13 protein-coding genes are annotated in these 15,870 nt (G+C 70.0%); 4 read left to right on the forward strand and 9 right to left on the reverse strand.

Annotated elements, in window-relative coordinates:
* Positions 1-44: 44 nt before the first annotated feature.
* Positions 45-1,628: an FAD-dependent monooxygenase gene (locus tag AB0F68_RS21250; RefSeq protein ID WP_357341009.1), complete on the forward strand. Its 1,584-nt coding sequence runs from the start codon at positions 45-47 to the stop codon at positions 1,626-1,628.
* Positions 1,629-1,683: 55 nt separating this feature from the next.
* Here the strand turns inward: AB0F68_RS21250 and AB0F68_RS21255 are convergent, their stop codons facing one another.
* Both AB0F68_RS21255 and AB0F68_RS21260 read right to left on the reverse strand, forming a co-directional pair.
* A complete protein-coding gene (locus AB0F68_RS21255) occupies positions 1,684-3,351 on the reverse strand; it encodes a DHA2 family efflux MFS transporter permease subunit (protein WP_357341012.1) in 1,668 nt (555 codons plus the stop codon).
* Positions 3,352-3,366: 15 nt separating this feature from the next.
* Positions 3,367-3,771 carry an SgcJ/EcaC family oxidoreductase gene (locus AB0F68_RS21260; protein WP_357341017.1) on the reverse strand — a complete coding sequence of 135 codons (405 nt, stop codon included), beginning with the start codon at positions 3,769-3,771 and terminating at the stop codon, positions 3,367-3,369.
* A 342-nt stretch (positions 3,772-4,113) separates the two neighbouring features.
* On the opposite strand from AB0F68_RS21260, the gene AB0F68_RS21265 reads away from it, so the two are divergent.
* Positions 4,114-5,142 carry an RNA polymerase subunit sigma-70 gene (locus tag AB0F68_RS21265; RefSeq protein WP_357341020.1) on the forward strand — a complete coding sequence of 343 codons (1,029 nt, stop codon included), beginning with the start codon at positions 4,114-4,116 and terminating at the stop codon, positions 5,140-5,142.
* Positions 5,143-5,323: 181 nt separating this feature from the next.
* Here AB0F68_RS21265 and AB0F68_RS21270 read toward each other — a convergent pair whose 3' ends face one another.
* Complete coding sequence (locus tag AB0F68_RS21270) at positions 5,324-5,680, reverse strand: AbfB domain-containing protein (RefSeq protein WP_357341023.1); 357 nt, start codon at positions 5,678-5,680, stop codon at positions 5,324-5,326.
* Positions 5,681-5,885: 205 nt separating this feature from the next.
* On the opposite strand from AB0F68_RS21270, the gene AB0F68_RS21275 reads away from it, so the two are divergent.
* The gene (locus AB0F68_RS21275) at positions 5,886-6,929 is read left to right on the forward strand and encodes a P1 family peptidase (RefSeq protein ID WP_357341027.1); all 1,044 of its coding nucleotides are present in this window, start codon (positions 5,886-5,888) and stop codon (positions 6,927-6,929) included.
* A gap of 84 nt (positions 6,930-7,013) precedes the next feature.
* Here AB0F68_RS21275 and AB0F68_RS21280 read toward each other — a convergent pair whose 3' ends face one another.
* The 3 genes from AB0F68_RS21280 to AB0F68_RS21290 all read right to left on the reverse strand — a co-directional run bounded on the left by AB0F68_RS21280 (position 7,014) and on the right by AB0F68_RS21290 (position 9,694).
* Positions 7,014-7,343, reverse strand: coding sequence for a nuclear transport factor 2 family protein (locus AB0F68_RS21280; protein ID WP_357341030.1), 330 nt, complete (start codon positions 7,341-7,343; stop codon positions 7,014-7,016).
* 306 nt (positions 7,344-7,649) lie between these two features.
* Positions 7,650-8,588 (reverse strand): NADP-dependent oxidoreductase, encoded by a 939-nt coding sequence (locus AB0F68_RS21285; RefSeq protein ID WP_357341041.1) that lies wholly within the window; start codon positions 8,586-8,588, stop codon positions 7,650-7,652.
* A gap of 284 nt (positions 8,589-8,872) precedes the next feature.
* On the reverse strand, positions 8,873-9,694 hold the full coding sequence (locus AB0F68_RS21290; protein ID WP_357341043.1) for an HD domain-containing protein: 822 nt from the start codon (positions 9,692-9,694) through the stop codon (positions 8,873-8,875).
* 457 nt (positions 9,695-10,151) lie between these two features.
* On the opposite strand from AB0F68_RS21290, the gene AB0F68_RS21295 reads away from it, so the two are divergent.
* Positions 10,152-11,141, forward strand: a complete 990-nt coding sequence (locus AB0F68_RS21295; protein WP_357341045.1) for a GlxA family transcriptional regulator — start codon at positions 10,152-10,154, stop codon at positions 11,139-11,141.
* 191 nt (positions 11,142-11,332) lie between these two features.
* Here the strand turns inward: AB0F68_RS21295 and AB0F68_RS21300 are convergent, their stop codons facing one another.
* The 3 genes from AB0F68_RS21300 to AB0F68_RS21310 all read right to left on the reverse strand — a co-directional run bounded on the left by AB0F68_RS21300 (position 11,333) and on the right by AB0F68_RS21310 (position 15,839).
* Complete coding sequence (locus AB0F68_RS21300; protein WP_357341047.1) at positions 11,333-12,100, reverse strand: L,D-transpeptidase family protein; 768 nt, start codon at positions 12,098-12,100, stop codon at positions 11,333-11,335.
* 335 nt (positions 12,101-12,435) lie between these two features.
* Positions 12,436-15,033, reverse strand: coding sequence for a rifamycin-inactivating phosphotransferase (gene rph, locus AB0F68_RS21305; protein ID WP_357341048.1), 2,598 nt, complete (start codon positions 15,031-15,033; stop codon positions 12,436-12,438).
* A 392-nt stretch (positions 15,034-15,425) separates the two neighbouring features.
* A complete protein-coding gene (locus AB0F68_RS21310; protein WP_357341049.1) occupies positions 15,426-15,839 on the reverse strand; it encodes a nuclear transport factor 2 family protein in 414 nt (137 codons plus the stop codon).
* Between the last annotated feature and the right edge of the window lie 31 nt (positions 15,840-15,870).

A 15,870-nucleotide genomic window follows, 5' to 3' on the forward strand; every position in this document is an offset into this window, starting at 1 on the left:
TTGACTGGGAGGTGCGATCCTCACCGCGAACCAGGGGGCTGCCGATGACGGGCGCTATGGGCTCGGAGATGGAGGTGCTGGTGGTCGGCGCGGGGCCGACCGGCCTCACCATGGCCGGTCAGCTCGCCGGGCACGGGGTGCGGGTGCGTGTGGTCGACCGGGCTCTCGACCGGGTGCACGAATCGCGGGCGCTGGCGGTCCAGCCCCGCACACTGGAGGTTCTCGCCGGTTCCGGGTTGGCCGACGAGATGGTGGCGGCCGGGAACCCGGCGGTCCGGTTGACCCTGCACGCGGGGCGGCGGCAGCGGTCGGTGCCGCTGTTCGACCTGGGCCTGCCCGATACCGCGTACCCGCATCTGCTGTTCCTGTCGCAGGCGGAGACCGAGCGGTTGCTCGGCGAGCGCCTCGCGGCCCTCGGGGTGAGCATCGAGCGCGGCGTCGAACTGGTCGGCCTGGACCGTACCGATCGGGCGGCCGTCGCGACGCTGCGCGACCGCGACGGCCGCGTCGAGCGGATGTCGGCCCGATACGTGGTGGGCTGCGACGGCGCGCACAGCGCTGTGCGGCAGTTCGCCGGGATCGGCTTCGAGGGTGGCGCGTACCCGCAGACCTTCGTGTTGGCCGACCTGGAGGTCGACGGCGTCGAACCGGGCGCGGCACACGCCTTCCTCGCCGGGCGAGGGCTGCTGTTCCTCTTCCCCCTCGGGCACCCGGCCAGCTGGCGGATGGTGGCCATGCGGCCCGTCGGCGACTCGACCCCGCCGACCGCGCCGGTCCACCTCACCGAACTGCAGGCGCTGGCCGACGCGTACGCGGGCGGCGCGCTCCGGCTGCACGACCCGGTGTGGGCGACGAACTTCCGGTTGCACCACCGGGCCGCCAGCGCCTACCGGGCCGGACCGGTGTTCCTGGCCGGCGACGCCGCGCACATACACAGCCCGGCCGGCGCGCAGGGCATGAACACCGGCATCCAGGACGCCGTGAACCTCGGCTGGAAACTCGCCCAGGCCCTGCACACCGACGCCGACCCGGCCCTGCTGGACAGCTACCACGCGGAGCGGGCACCGGTCGGCCGGATGGTGCTCCGGTTCAGCGACCGGGCCTTCACCGTCGCCACCACCACCAACCCCATGGTCCGCTTCGCCCGTACCCGGATCGCGCCCGCCCTGCTGCCGGCGGTGCTCGCGCCGCGGTTCGTGCGGGCCACCGCGTTCCGCACGGTCGCCCAGCTCGGTATCCGCTACCGGCGCAGCCCGCTGTCCACCGAGGGCCCACACGCGACGCGGACCGGTCCGCGAGCCGGGGACCGGCTGCCCGACGCCCCGCTGGCCGACGGCGGTTCGCTGCACCGGCTCACCGCCACCCCCGGCTGGCACCTGCTGCTCTGCGGCCCAACCGAGGGCTGGCCCGCCCACGAGATCGACGAGCTGAGCCAGGGCCGTACCGGCCGGCTCACCACCCACTCGCTGGCGCCGGGAGCCGGCGCGGAGGTGCTGCGCCGACTCGGGGTCGGTCCGGGCCACCACGCCAGCTACCTGGTCCGGCCCGACGGGCATGTCGGCTACCGCGCGGGCGGCACCGACCTTGCCGGCCTTCGGTCCTACGTGCACCGTTGGCTCCGGGCCTAGTCCGCAACAAGTCGGCGGAGGGGGAGTGGCGCGAGGAATCATCTTGCTCGTCTGATCATCCGGCCTTGGATTCGACGGGCGCGGCATGCCCGGCGACCGTGGCCGGCGCGAGGCGGCGGTGTCGCGGTAGCACGATGCCGGCGGCGGTGGCCGCGAAGGCGAGCGCGGCGCAGACGCTCATCGCCGGGACGTAGCCGTCGCTGAACACGCGAGCGGTGGCGTAGCCGCCGGTCGTGGCGAAGACGGCGCCGGTGAGGGCGACCCCGAACGCGCCGCCGAGCTGGCGGAGGGTGCTGAAGGTGCCCGATGCCCGGCCGATGTCCTGCGGCGCGACGCGGCTGACGACCGATTTGGTGAGGGCGGGAAGGGCCAGCGAGAACCCGATGCCGCCGACGGTCATCGCCACGGCGGTCGTGGCGTACCCGATGCCGGGCTCGGAGATCAGCGCGATCCATCCCATGCCGACCCCGAGCAGGAGCGTGCCGGCGATGACCAGCGCCCGTTCGCCGATTCGATCCGTGAGCGCGCCCGCCCGTGGCGCGATGAGGAACGGCGCGATGCCCCACGGCAGCAGCCGCAGGCCGGCTTGCACTGCGCCGTGGCCGAGTGTGAGCTGCTGGAACTGGGCGGTGAAGAAGATCGCGCCCGTCAGCGACGCGTTTGTGAAGAAGACCGCGGCGTTGCCGGCGGAGAAGGCCGGCGAGTGGAACAAACGCATCGGCAGCATCGGGGTAGGGGCTTTCAGCTCCCTGAGGATGAACAGGCCACCGAGCACGATCCCGCCGGCCAGCGCCGATAGGGTTTCGGCGCTGCTCCATCCGGCCGCGTTGCCGCGCACCAGAGCCCAGGTGACGCCCAGCGCCGACCCGGCGGCCAGTGCCAAGCCCGGAAGGTCGAGCGCACCGCCGGAGCCGCGGGCCTCGACAATCCGGCCGAGCACCAGCGGAATCGCGATCAGCGTGATCGGAACGTTCAGCCAGAAGATCCACTGCCAGGCGAGGTCCTGGGTGACGACGCCACCCAGGACTGGACCGGCGATCGCGGCGAGCCCGGTGATGCTGCCGTAGATGCCCGTCGCCCAGCCGCGCCGCTCGGGCGGGAACGCAGCGTTGAGCACGCCCAGCGCGACCGGCATGATCATCGCCGCGCCGACGCCCTGCACGACTCGCGCCGCGATCAGCGGGCCCACCTGGGTGGACAGCGCGCAGGCGGCCGACGCCGCGGCGAACAGGCCCAGCCCGATCGCGAACAGGCGGCGCCGCCCGTAGCGGTCGCCCAGTGCCGACCCGGTCATCAGCAGGACCGCGAAGCTGAGCGTGTAGGCGTTGACGGTCCATTCGAGATCCTCGAGCGACGCGCCGAGGTCCCGCTGAATGGCGGGCAGCGCGGTCGCCACCACCAGCATGTCCAGCACCACGATGAACGATGCGAGGGAGCTGAGGGCCAGAACCCACCGCTGTGCCGGCGTGGAGCGTGCCGGCGTTCCTGTCTTGTCCACGTCTTTCTCCAAGGGTTGTCTGTCCGGTGCTCGGGTTCCGCCTCTCCCTGGGGAGTGGGCGGGGCGGAACGGTTGGGCGGCGAATCTGCCGTGGACGGCGATCGTGGTGCCGGTGTCGTACCGGCCGCCGTCGCCCGCTAGGTGGGACACCGTCGCGGCGATGCCCGCGGCGCTGCCGTAGCGGCCGAGCGCGGTGACACCGCTGAGCAGGCCCGCCGCGTTCATGTCGGTTGTTTGCGGTCAGGCGGCAGGGCAGTCGTGGTAGGCCTCGATGAGCCAACGCCCGGAGCGGCCGGACAGGACCCACGTCGCGATCGACCAGCGATCGGCGGGCGGCTCGTTCTCGTGGGTTCGGACGGTGACGCTGCGGCTGATCACGATCGCGGTGGCGTTGTCGAGGAACCGCACGCCCTGCACGCGATGGATGCGCCGGGTGCCCTTGAGCTGGTCGGCGAACGCCGCCGCCATCGCCGTGCGGATCACCGCCTTGCTCAGCAGGGCGAACCCGGGCAGGACCGCGGTCGCGTCGTCGGCGTAGTGGGCGACGAACGCGGCCACGTCGTTGTCCGCCCACGCGGCCGAGACGGCGTCGATCACCGCTCGTACCGCATGCTCGTCGGCGTCCTGGACCGTCGCAGAAGTCAATGGTCGTCCTCTCATCGATGTGTCGGTGCCTCGAATGGCCCGGGGCCAGGGGGCCGCGTCGCGGCCGGCGGCCACCGCCACGTGGAGGGCGCGACGCCGGCGGCGACGACCTCCGCGGCCTTGAAGTTTGAAAGGCGGATCGAGGACGAGTGGTCGCCGTTCGAGCGCCCGGCGGGCCCGGCAGCTCGCCGGTCACGGATGAAGACTCAGCGGATGGATCGGACTGGTCGGCCACCGACAGCGAGTGGGCTTGGCCACACCGAAGCCCCGGACCGATCACTTCCAGGGGTGCCGCGGGTCTGCATCAAGACAGGGCAGGCCCCAGACGGGTGGAGTGAGGACATGGCGCAAGCAGCGTGGGAACTGGTCCAGGAGCCTTACGCGAGGACGGACGACGAGGAGTTCTCCCGGCTCACCGAGCCGTTCCGCCGCGAACTTCTGGCGCACTGCTACCGCATGCTGGGCTCGATGGACGACGCCCAGGACATCGTCCAGGAAACCTACCTGCGGGCCTGGCGCGGCTTTGCCGGTTTCGAGGGCCGATCGTCGCTGCGGGTCTGGCTGTATCGCATCGCCACCAGCGCCTGCCTCACCGCACTCAAGCACCGCAGCCGACGAGTCCTGCCCTCCGGACTGGGTCCGTCCGGCGACCCGGACCAGCCGCTGACGGTAGCCGGCCCAGACGTCGCTTGGGTCCACCCGCTGCCGGACGCGGCACTGCCGGCCATGGACCCTGCCACGATCGTCACCACACGTAGCAGCGTCCGACTCGCCCTGGTGGCAGCTCTGCAATACCTTCCGGCCACACAGCGGGCCGTGCTGATCCTGCGCGACGTGCTCGCCTGGCACGCCTCCGAGGTCGCTGACCTGCTCGGCACCACTACCGACGCGGTCAACAGCGCGCTCGCCCGGGCCCGCGCGCACCTGGCTCGCATCGGCCTCACCGAGGACATGTTCACCGAACCGGCCGATCCGGCCGACCGGATGCTGCTCGACCGGTACGCACAGGCCTTCCAGAACGCGGACACCGCGGCACTGCTACGCGTGCTGCGCGAGGACGTCACGATGGAGATGCCGCCACACCTGACCTGGTTCGCCGGACGCGACGCGGTCACCCGCTTCCTCGCCACCACCGTGTTCGGCTGTGCGGGTGCGGTCCGCACGATTCCGGCGGCGGCCAACGGCCAGCGGGCGCTCGCCACCTACACCCGTGGCACCGACGGGCTCTATCACCCGCACGGCCTGCAGGTGCTCACCCTCACCCGAACAGGCGTCTCGCGGATCGTCTCCTTCCACGACCCGAGCCTCTTCGAGCCCTGCAATCTCCCGACACGCGTCGACGGGACCGGCCGACCCGTTGGAGGACGGTAGGGCCGGCGCGGCCACGCCAGGCCGCCGGTGCAGGTGATCGGCGTCGTAGGGGGATCATTCGGCGCGAGGATCAGGTTTGCCCCGGGTCTCGTACAGGCAGGCTGCCACATGACGGTCTCCCCGCCGTCGGACGCGCCGCCCCGTCCGGCATGCACCCTTGCGGGTACGCGCGTAGCGGCGCTCAGCCGGCGAGCGGCGCACGTACCCGAAAGGCGCTGTCGGCGCGGAACCGGTCGGTGCGATCGGACTGGTCGACCCACAGTTGGTCGCCGCGGTGCCGCAGGAACCAGCCGGGATAGTTGGCCGACTCGAGCTCGACCGTGCCCTCCCTGGTGCCGGGCCGGGGGCAGAAGGTGGCGTCGCCGCGGAAGAGGGCCGTGCGCTCGTTCCGGTTCAGCCGCAGCCGCCACGAGGAGTGCCGCAGGTAGCGGCCGTCGGTGAACCGGAAGGAGTAGCACCGGGCATTCGCGAGGCCCTCGACCGCCTCGAATGTCGCCCCCTTGCGGACGGCGGCCGCGCTGCCAGGGCCAGCCGCCACTCCGCCTCAAGCATGCGGGCACCGGCCGGATGCCGATGACCTTCATCCGGCTAGGCGCACGCCCCCCCCACACGTGATCTCAGTGCTGATGGGTGTAGACCATTCGGCGTGGTGCCGGCAGCCCGGCCTCGCCGGATCTCTGCACGAATCCGCCGGGCGACCGCAGGGCTGTTGCCGGCGTCGAGCCAACGACGACAGGAGCATCATGAATCAGGTCAGCCGCCGCGCCCGTGACCTCGGGATCGTCGTCGGACCCCTGCCAACCGGGCGGCACAACGCGATCACCGACGTCGCCGGGATCCTGGTCGGGCACACCACCATCGACGACGGCGCCGACCTGCACACCGGTGTCACCGCAGTCGTACCGACCCAGCTCGGCCCCGGCCGTTGGACCCTGCCGGCCGCCGTGTACACCGGCAACGGTCACGGGAAGCTCGTCGGCTCGACCCAGGTGGACGAACTCGGCGTCCTGGAGTCGCCGGTCGTCCTGACCGCCACGCTGTCCGTGTTCCGGGCTGCGGACGCGCTGCTCGGGTACCTGATGGACCGGAGGCCGGACGGCCTGTCGTTCAACCCGCTGGTGGGCGAGACCAACGACGGTCACCTGTCGGACATCCGCCGCCGCCCGATCACCGAAGAACACGTGCTCGCCGCCGTCACCCGGGCGTCCGGCGAACTACCGGCGGAGGGCTGCGTGGGGGCCGGCACCGGCACCACGGCCCTGGGCTTCAAGGCGGGCATCGGCACCTCGTCCAGGACGGTGCGGGTGGCCGACCGCGCGGTGACGGTCGGGGCCCTCGTGCAGTCCAACTTCGGCGGGGTGCTGACCGCCCTCGGTGTCCCGCTGCCGGCCGACGAGCTGATCCCGGATGCCGACCGAACCGAACCACCCGGCAACTCGTGCATGATCGTGGTGGCCACCGACGCGCCGCTGGACGCCCGGCAGCTCGGACGGCTCGCCCGGCGGGCGGTGTTCGCGATGGGCCGGGTCGGCGCGTCGTACAGCAACACCAGCGGCGACTACGCGATCGCGTTCAGCAAGGCACAACCGGACCAGCCACCCATCCCCGACGGGGAAATCAACCCGCTCTTCGCGGCCGTGATGGACGCGGTCGAGGAAGGGCTGCTCAACTCGCTGTTCGCCGCCGTCACCACCACCGGTGCGGGCGGTCGTACCAGTCACGCCGTTCCGCATCGAGAGGCGATCCGGCGGCTGTCGGCCGCCGGGCGACTGGCGGCGCGAGCCTGACCGCTCGGGTGATCCCGGTCGCCTCGGCGACCGGTCAGCTCGTAGACACCGACGTGGAGCCTCCCGCGGCGGCCGGCACGGGCCTCAGCTGATGCGCAGGCTCGCGATGAGGCCGTCGCGGAGGCGGAAGGTCATCGGGCCGGTGCCGTTGAAGCCGTTGCCCGAGACCTTGAGGGTGGCGACGTAGCTGTCGGGCTCGGTGCCGGCCTCGATCCCGACGAGCTCGAAGTGCGACTGCACCCCGATGTTGTCGGTGCGGTCCCAGGAGCGCACGCCGTCGCGGCCGTGGAACTCACGGCCCCAGTCGTTGAGGTACGCGTCGTCGGTGAACGCCGCGACGAAGGCCTCGGAGTCGGCGCGGTTGGTGGCGTCGATGAACGTCTGGATCGGGGCGGGGATGCTGGTGCTGGACATGAGCGCATCTTTCGACGGTCGTGTGGCGCGGACGGGCGCACCCCAGGCGGATTGACGGGCGGCTGAGCGGCGGCCCCCGTCCCGACCCGGTTGCCGAGGGTGGCGAGCTTGTCGGTTGGGCACGTAGTCGCGGCTGCCTTCGGCCGTGGCAGCTGGTGCTGAGCGTAGATCATTCATCCGTGCGCAGCAGCGGAACGCGCCCCGGCATCGGTCAGCCCCGACCGTCGGTCGGTGGAGGGCGGCTGCCACCGGGCACGTTGCCTCATCGGAACGTCGTGCGGGGCAGTAGAGCGGCCCGCACACTGGTCACGAGTGCTGCGTTCCCTGCTCGTCCGCGACCTGAATGATCGTCTTGCCGGGCGTGCGGCGGTGGCGGGTGAACGCGGAAGCCGTTTCGGAAAGCGGTCGCACGGCGCCGACGATGGGCTCGAGCCGTCCGGTCCGGAGGCGCTGGGCGAGGTCGGTCAGCCGGGCGCGATCAGGTTCGACGACGAAGAAGATGGCTCGCCCGTCCTTCGGCTGCCTGCTAGGTGGCGTCGCGATGGTGACGAGGGTGCCACCCGGGCGTACCAGTTCGGTCGATCGCTCGAGGATGTCGCCACCGATGACGTCGAACACCACGTCCACCTCGCCGACGTGCCGCAAGTCCTCGGCGTCCAGGTCGAGGAAGGTCTGCGCGCCGAGGCCGAGCGCGACATCACGGTCGTCGGCTCGGCCGGTGCCGATCACGCGGGCGCCCACCTCCCGCGCGAGTTGGACGGCGATCGAGCCGACGCCGCCCGCGGCGCCGTGAATGAGGACGGTCTGGCCGGTCGTGAGGTGGGCATGGTCGAACAGGCCCTGCCACGCGGTCAGCCCGGAGATGGGCAGCGCGGCGGCCACGACGTGGTCGATGTCGGCCGCGAGGGGGGCAAGGTTGCGAGCCTCCACCGCGGTGAATTCGGCCAGGGATCCGTTGCGGGCCCAGTCGGTCAGTCCGAACACGGGCTGGCCCACGCTGAGGCCGGTGGTTCCATAGCCGAGCTCGACCACGACGCCGGACAGCTCGTGCCCGGGGATGCTGGGCGTCCGGTCGCGGCCGGCGCGATCAGACCACGTTGCCGGCCAGTCGAGCTCTCCAGGGGTGAAGCCCGCGGCGTGCACGCGCACGATGACGTCGTTCTCCGCAGCGTGGGGGTAAGGCATGTCGGTCAGGGTGAGGCCACCGACGCCTGCGTCACGGTCGCGCACGGTAATCGCTCGCATGCTCGAATCTTCTCAAGAACGTTCGTCGGTTTGGGGCGGTTGGGGGCTTAGCGCGCGGGGTCCGCTCCTGGCGCTCGTGGTGCCGGCCGCGAGGTCGCGCATCGCCCGTCGTCAGTGCGCTGGTGAACCTGTGGGCGTGAACCCCAGCGACGACCGAACCGATGAGGAAGACGATCATGGAGGTGAGCGTCAGGCCGCTGCCAGTCCTGCGAATCCGAGGGCCGGGCGCACGCCACCAGGTCGCGACTCGTGGCGTGCGCCGGACGGCCCGGTGTGATGTCCGGTCAGCTCGGCCAGGGTGAGCCCACGATGCGCTCGACCGTCGTGACGCGTTGGAAGCCGGGGATGAAGTGCTCGAGTATGTCGGAGTTCACGGTGCCGTTGGTGGTGTCGGGGCGGTTCTTGAACCCGTCGAATTGGGCTCGCAGAAACTCGTTCTTGAAGTCCCCTCGTGGGTGGACGGCGAGGATCTCGGCCAGCTGATCGGGTTCCAGTCCGTCCAGGCCGAGGCCGAGCACGTCGGTCAGGACGCCGAGGTAGGTGGTCGCGATTTCCGGGGCCATCCGGTCGGGGATGCCCGGCGTGGTGTGCAGCGCGATCGCCGTCCAGACGGTTTCGGCGGCGGCCGTCGAGAAACCCCGGTCCAGGAGGAACTTGCGCGCGTGGTCGGCGCCATCGACTTCGAAGCGCTGCTCGACATCGGAGAAGGGAGTCAGGAGGCCGAGGTCGTGGAACATGGCCGCGACGTAGATCAGCTCCGGATCCGGCTTCACGCCGAGCCTGTGCGCGTGAATCAGACTGAAGAAATAGACCCGCCGGGAGTGGTGGTAGATGAGGGGGTTGGTCGTCTCCTGGACAAGCCTGGTCGCTTCAGCGACCGCCGCCGTCTCAGGAATCTCCAATCCCGCGATTACCTCTGGCATGATTCTCTGACTCTCCGGGAAGTGCGTCGGGCTGTGGATGTGGACGGTGTGTCCGAGATCCATGGTGCCCATCGATCGGGGTGCGGCGCCGCCTTCCTCGAGCCAGGAACCACTTAGATTCGGACAGGGCGAAATCGCAGCCCGAGTCCCGCGCGTGGCCTGCGACTCCGCGTCGTCCGTCACGGTTCGGTCCCGGCGATGCCCAGTGTCGGGTTCAGCGCGTTGGAGCCAACCGGACATGGGCAGCGGCATGACGATTCAGTTATCTAGCCTTTGCTGCGGCTCTGGCTTCTATTGAAGAAATCGGCTCCGCGCATCCGGGTAAGGCAGTGCAACCGAATTGTCAGGGGCCCGTCGTAAGCTCCCTAACGAAGCAGCATGATCGGCTGGGAGATCGTCGATCAGGACGCCCTTTTGTCGGCACGAATGCAATTTATAGCCCGATCGTCGCAGTCGATGCGGACGACGCCCATGGCTGCTGCCGGTTGAGCAGGCCCGCCCGGGACCGCCGTGATCGCCGGTAACGGTGTGCTACCAATGGACGGTGTCCATGCCTCCTGCATCGCCGATCCGACGGCAGTCGGTGCCGCCGCGGACTGGCTGGTCACCGCGCGGATCCGGCTCCGGAGGGACCGGAGTGGTGAACGGCGGCCCCCACTGCGTCGCGATCCTCGTCTACGACGGAGTGACGTTGCTGGACGTCGCCGGTCCCGCGGAGGTGTTCAAAGCGGCGAACCGGTTCGGTGCCGACTACCGGATCGTGCTGCTGTCGCCCACCGGCGCGGACGTCATGTCGAACCTCGGGGTCCGGGTTGCGGTCGACGGCGCCGTCTCTTCGGAGTCGGCTTTCGACACGTTACTGGTGGCCGGGTCCGACCTCTATCCGCGCGCCCGTGTCCCCGACCACCTGGCGGACGCTGCGCGGATACCGGCGGCTGTGGCCGGCCGGGTCGCGTCGATCTGCACCGGGGCGTTCGTCCTCGCCGCCGCCGGCCTCCTCGACGGCAAGCGCGCGACCACGCACTGGCAGGTCACACACGAACTCGCCGCCCGTTGTCCGACGTGCCGCGTCGAGCCCGACGCGATCTATGTTCGCGATGGCACCACGTACACGTCGGCGGGGGTGACGGCCGGCATCGACCTGGCGCTCGCCCTCGTCGAAGAGGACCACGGGGCCGACCTGGCGCGCGATGTCGCCCGCGCCCTGGTGGTGTACATGCAGCGTGCGGGCGGCCAGTCGCAATTCTCGGCACCGCTACAGGGACCGCCGCCGCGCTCGCCGGCGCTCCGCAAGATCACCGATTTGGTGACGGCGAATCCCCGCGGGGACCACTCGCTCGGTGAACTCGCGAAACACCTCAACGTGAGCACGCGGCAACTCACCCGGCTCTTCCACGACGAGCTGTCCACGACACCGGCCCGCTACGTGGAAACCATCCGATTCGACCTGGCCAGGGCACTGCTCGACCAGGGACACACCGCGACGCAGGCCGCGACCCTCGCCGGGTTTCCCAGTTACGAAAGCATGCGACGGGTTTTCGCCAGGAAGCTGTCGATCAGCCCCGCCGCCTACCAACGTCGGTTCAGCACGGCCCGCCGCACCACCGGACAGGTTCCACTCGGCGGCTGACCGGGCCGCCGGCCTACGTGCGTACTCCGCGAGGCGGCGCGCTCCTCGGCGAATGATCCGGCTCCGTGGACTTCATCCTGTCCTGCTCTGCTTCGTGAGCGTCTGCGGATGGTTCGACCGCTGGGCGACCGGCGAGGGAAGGGCTGCGCGATGATGGCGAGGCACTTTTCCGATCCGCGGTGGGTGCCGGGTCAGTAGCGGCCGAGGCTTTCCAGCGGGCACATCACGATGCGCGGCTGGGCCGCGGGGTCGAGCCACCGGAGTACGTTGACCAGGTCAGTGTGCGACAGGCTGATGCAGCCGGCGGTGGGACCGGACGGAGTCGTGCTGAACTCGTGCAGGAAGATCCCGCTGCCCGCGTTCGGCACCGGCTTCGCCACGTTCGGCGGCATGTTGTAGGTGATCACGGCGAAGTGCGTGTAGGCGGGTTTCTCCTTCCACAGCGCCTCGCTGAGCCCACCGGGATTGGTGGACGTGTGCTGGAAGGTGTTGTAGGCGGACGAGTTCGGGTTCTCGTTCCACCAGTCGTCCACCACAAGCCGGTGGTAGGGGTACCGCACGCCCGGATTCGCCGCGATGCCGTACATCGTCGGGCCGATGGAGTAGACGCCCGTCGGCGTGGTCGGGATGCCCTCGACGTGATGGTCGCTGAAGAACTGGGATCCGATCCGTGCCGGCAGCGCCGCGGACACCGGGGTCCAGCGGCCGTCGACCTTCGTGAACGTCTCCAGGGTGGCGTAACTGGTGCGGTAGCTGGCCGCGGTCACGACGATGACCTGCCGGGTGGTCGTCGGCAGGGTCGTGAGGTTGCTGGCCTTGTTGCTCGGCGAGTAGTTGCGCGGCCGGGGCTTGTCGGTGGTGGCGTCGGTCGTCCCTGCCGCGGCGGGCGTCGCACCGGAGGCGATGACGGGAGCCGCGACGCCGGCCGCCGCGCCGAGAATCAGAGATCTCCGCTTCATTCGGCAAATCCTCGCACCTCGAGTGACTCCCGGTTGTCCTTCGCGGCCGGCCAGCCGCTCGAACTTGGTGAAGCCGTTGGAGTCGTGGCGCAGGCTGAGGGCGACCTGGGGAACCACATCGGATACGGATCGCCTGAACCACCGCCGAGTCCGGGGCGGCTGCCTGCCGCTGCCGCCCCGGACTGCGCCTCCGTCGATCAGCCCTCCGACCTGCCGCACGCGGCCTCGCACCATCTGGCGGCAGGTGCGCCCACTGGGCGGCCTGGAGCTCGGTGGACCCTGCTCGGCGTGGTGCTGGGCCGGAAGCTACGACCAGCTTCGCTGTCGGTGGTCAGTCAAGGGAGGATCTCGACGTAGCCCTCGGTTCCGTGCAGGCGGATCCGCTGCCCATCCCGAATCAGCTTGGTCGCCTGCTCCACACCGACGACGGCGGGCAGGCCGTACTCCCGGGCGATCACCGCCCCGTGGGTCATGAGGCCGCCCACCTCCGTCACCAGCCCCCCGATCGCGACGAACAGGGGTGACCAGCTCGGGTCGGTGTAGGCGGTGACGAGTATGTCGCCTGGTTCGAGATCGGCCTCGGCCATGTCCAGGATGACGCGGGCCCGCCCTTCGACGGTCCCGGCGGAGACCGGTAGGCCGACCAGCGCGCCGGCCGGCAGATCGCCGCGTCGGTACGCGCCGGCGATGCCCTCGCCATCCGACGTGAGCACCCGGGGCGGCGTGAGCGCTTGATACGACCTGAACGCGTCCTTGCGTCGGCCGATGAGCTGGTCATCCACGCGGTTCGTGCGCACGACGTGGTGAAGCTCGTCGAACGTGAGGTAGAAGATGTCTTCCTTCTCGCGAAGCACGTGGGCCTGCACGAGGCGCTCGGCCTCTGCCAACAAGGCCTGCTTGTAGACGAAGTAGCGGCTGATCATGCCGTACTTCGGATACTCCCGGTAGCCGATAAAGGTCCGGACCCGGTCGATCATCCGCTTCGTCTCATCGGCCTTGTGCTCCCCGTCGGGCAGGGCCCGCAGGCGCTCCAGCAGCTCCTGCTCCTTCTTCCACGCCTCCTGCCGCCCTTGCTCGAAGCGCCGCTCGCCGGCTCCCGGCTCGAAGTTTTTGATGTTGCCGAGGAGGGCGGGCAGGAGCGTGGAGGGGCGTTCACGCCAACGCGGCCTCGTGATGTCGATCTCGCCGACGCAGCGCATGCCGTACCTGTCGAGCCATGCCTCGATGGCGTCTCGCGCCTCCCGCCCGCCCGGGAGCTTGGGCAGCTCGTCCGGGAAGCCCTCGTCCTCGACGTGCTCCAGAAACGCTACGACGTCCGGATACGGGCGGATCACGTCGGCGACGTCGAGCAGCGCCAGCCCCATCTCTGACGTGACGTTGTGGGGCACGGACTGCGTGAGCGTGTCCGCCGCGTTCTTCTCGCCCAGCCACGCCTCCAGTTGCTCGTTGAGCCACCACGTGGCCTCCATCGCCGACATGAACACCTGGTGGCTCTGCGGATCGAACAGGATCCGCCTCAGCTCCTGCATGTCCGCCTGGATGAAGGCGATCAGCGCCTCTCCGGACTTCGTCCGGATGTCGCGTTCCGCGGCGGCGATGGATGCCTCGCTGCGCCCGATCAGCTCGGTGACGATGGCCGGATCGGTCTCGATCGGGGCCGGCGCGCCGCCGAACAGTGGCCCGGGGGGACCCTCGTCAGGGAGCGGCCGGATGAAGCCGTCGCGCTCGAGGACGGTCTGCACCGCGTCCGTGGTCAGCGGATCGGATCTCCCCATGAGTTCCAGGAGGCCGGCGCGGCTCGTCGGCGAGGCCAACCTTCGGGTGACGTCGACGAACAGGCGGCCGCCGGCCACGGCCATGGGCGCGGGGGTCGTCATCTGCCAGAAGGAGAGCCCCAAGGGCTTCATGGCGTCGGTCATCATCTGCTGATGACCGACGGAGAGGTAGACGTGGTTCTCCCCGTCGGCGGTCTCGGGGATGGGGAACAGCGTCGTGATCGGCCGGCTCTGGACGATCTGGAAGTCGTCGTCGACCAGGCACCATTCGATGTCCTGGGGATGGCCGAAGTGGGCTTCGATCCGCCGGCCCAGCTGCACCAGCCGCACGACCTGCGCATCGGTCAGCGCCGGCTGCTCCTGCCGCTCCGAGTCGATCGCCTGTTCCCTCGTCCCGCCGCCGGGCAGGGCGTGGACGGCAAGCCGCTTGGTGGCGATCGCCTTGTCGATGATCTCACCGTCCCGCACCTTGTAGGCGTCCGCGTTCATCAGCCCGGAAACCAGAGCCTCGCCGAGGCCGAAGCCGGCCTCCACGGAGGCGACCTTCCGGTTGGACGTGACGGGGTCGGCCGTGAACAGGACGCCGGCCGCCTGCGGGAAGACCATCTTCTGCACGACAACGGCCATGTGGACCGCGCGGTGGTCGATGCCGTTCCGCTGGCGGTAGGTCACGGCCCGCTCGGTGAAGAGCGAGGCCCAGCACCGGCTGACGTGCTGGAGGATCGCGGCCGGCCCCATGACGTTCAGGTACGTGTCCTGCTGGCCCGCGAAGGAGGCCGTCGGCAGGTCCTCTGCCGTCGCGCTGGATCGGACGGCGTAGGCAGTTCCCTCGGCGAGTTGGGCGTGAGCCCGGGTGATCGCCGCCGCCACATCGTCGGGAAGGACGATCCCTTCGATGGTCCGGCGGATCTCCGCGCTGAGCGTGCGGATCGCCTCCCGGTCGTCCGCGTTCAGGCGCGACAGCTGATCGAGCCGTTCGTCGATCGACGGAGCTTCGGCCATGACCCGCCGGAAGGCGTCCGTCGTCACGCAGAAGCCGGCCGGCACGCGGATGCCGTCGATCCGCGACAACGCCCCCAGGTGCGCGCCCTTGCCGCCAACGATCGCGACCTGCGTCTCGTCGACCTCGTGGAGACCCAACACATACTGCTCGATCATCGCGGCACCTCCGAGGAAACCGTCCTCCATCGCACCCCACTGATTGGGTGGGTCGACAACCACACACGCACGTCGTGCCCCGATTCTTCGTCCGTTTCGCGTCCGGCCGACGATTCTGCGGCAAGACCCGGGTCTTGCCGCAAGCCCCCCACTGCGATATACGTTAAAGTGGGAGCAGTCCCTGGTTGTCGTCCGCTGCGGACTGAAATTCTTCTCGCGAAGTCAGAGTGAGCCGGCGCCCGAGACGCGCGCTGGACCGGAGCCCGGCGGAGTCGCGGTCCTACCGCAAGGAAACAAGAAACCGATGTGAGTGCCTGCCGCCTACGGCGATGGGCGCACCCTGTCGCGCGGTCAGCCGACATGCGCCCTTGGCTTCGGTTGGAGGACGGTGATCACCACCGCTCCACGAGGTGCTCGCGGCCCTGCGGCGGATCGTACGGTTCGGGCCAATAGTCGACGATCCGGCTGACCAGTCCACGCTCGGATACCTCGAGCCAGACACACGCATCCTGCTGCTCCACGCCGACCCGGACGTCGAGCCACAGGGCGGCCATCCGGCCGTCCGCCACCACCCGGCGCACCCGCAAATGCCAATCACCGGGATACTCGACGTTGAATTGCAGGATTGCGTCCTTGCCGCGAATGCGCTCCCGAGTCTGCGGCATCTCGTAAATCACATCGTCGGTGAGCAGGCCGGCCAACCCGGGCCAGTCGCGGCGTTCCAGACGATCGACGTAGTCGTGCGCAGTCTGCCGGGTCCTGGCGGTGTCGTTCACGGCGTGGACCCTACTGTCCGGCAGTGACATCCTCGTCGGCCGCGAAGGCCCGACGTCGCGG

Source organism: Micromonospora sp. NPDC023966, from assembly GCF_040639095.1.
In the GTDB taxonomy this organism is placed as follows: Bacteria; Actinomycetota; Actinomycetes; order Mycobacteriales; family Micromonosporaceae; genus Micromonospora.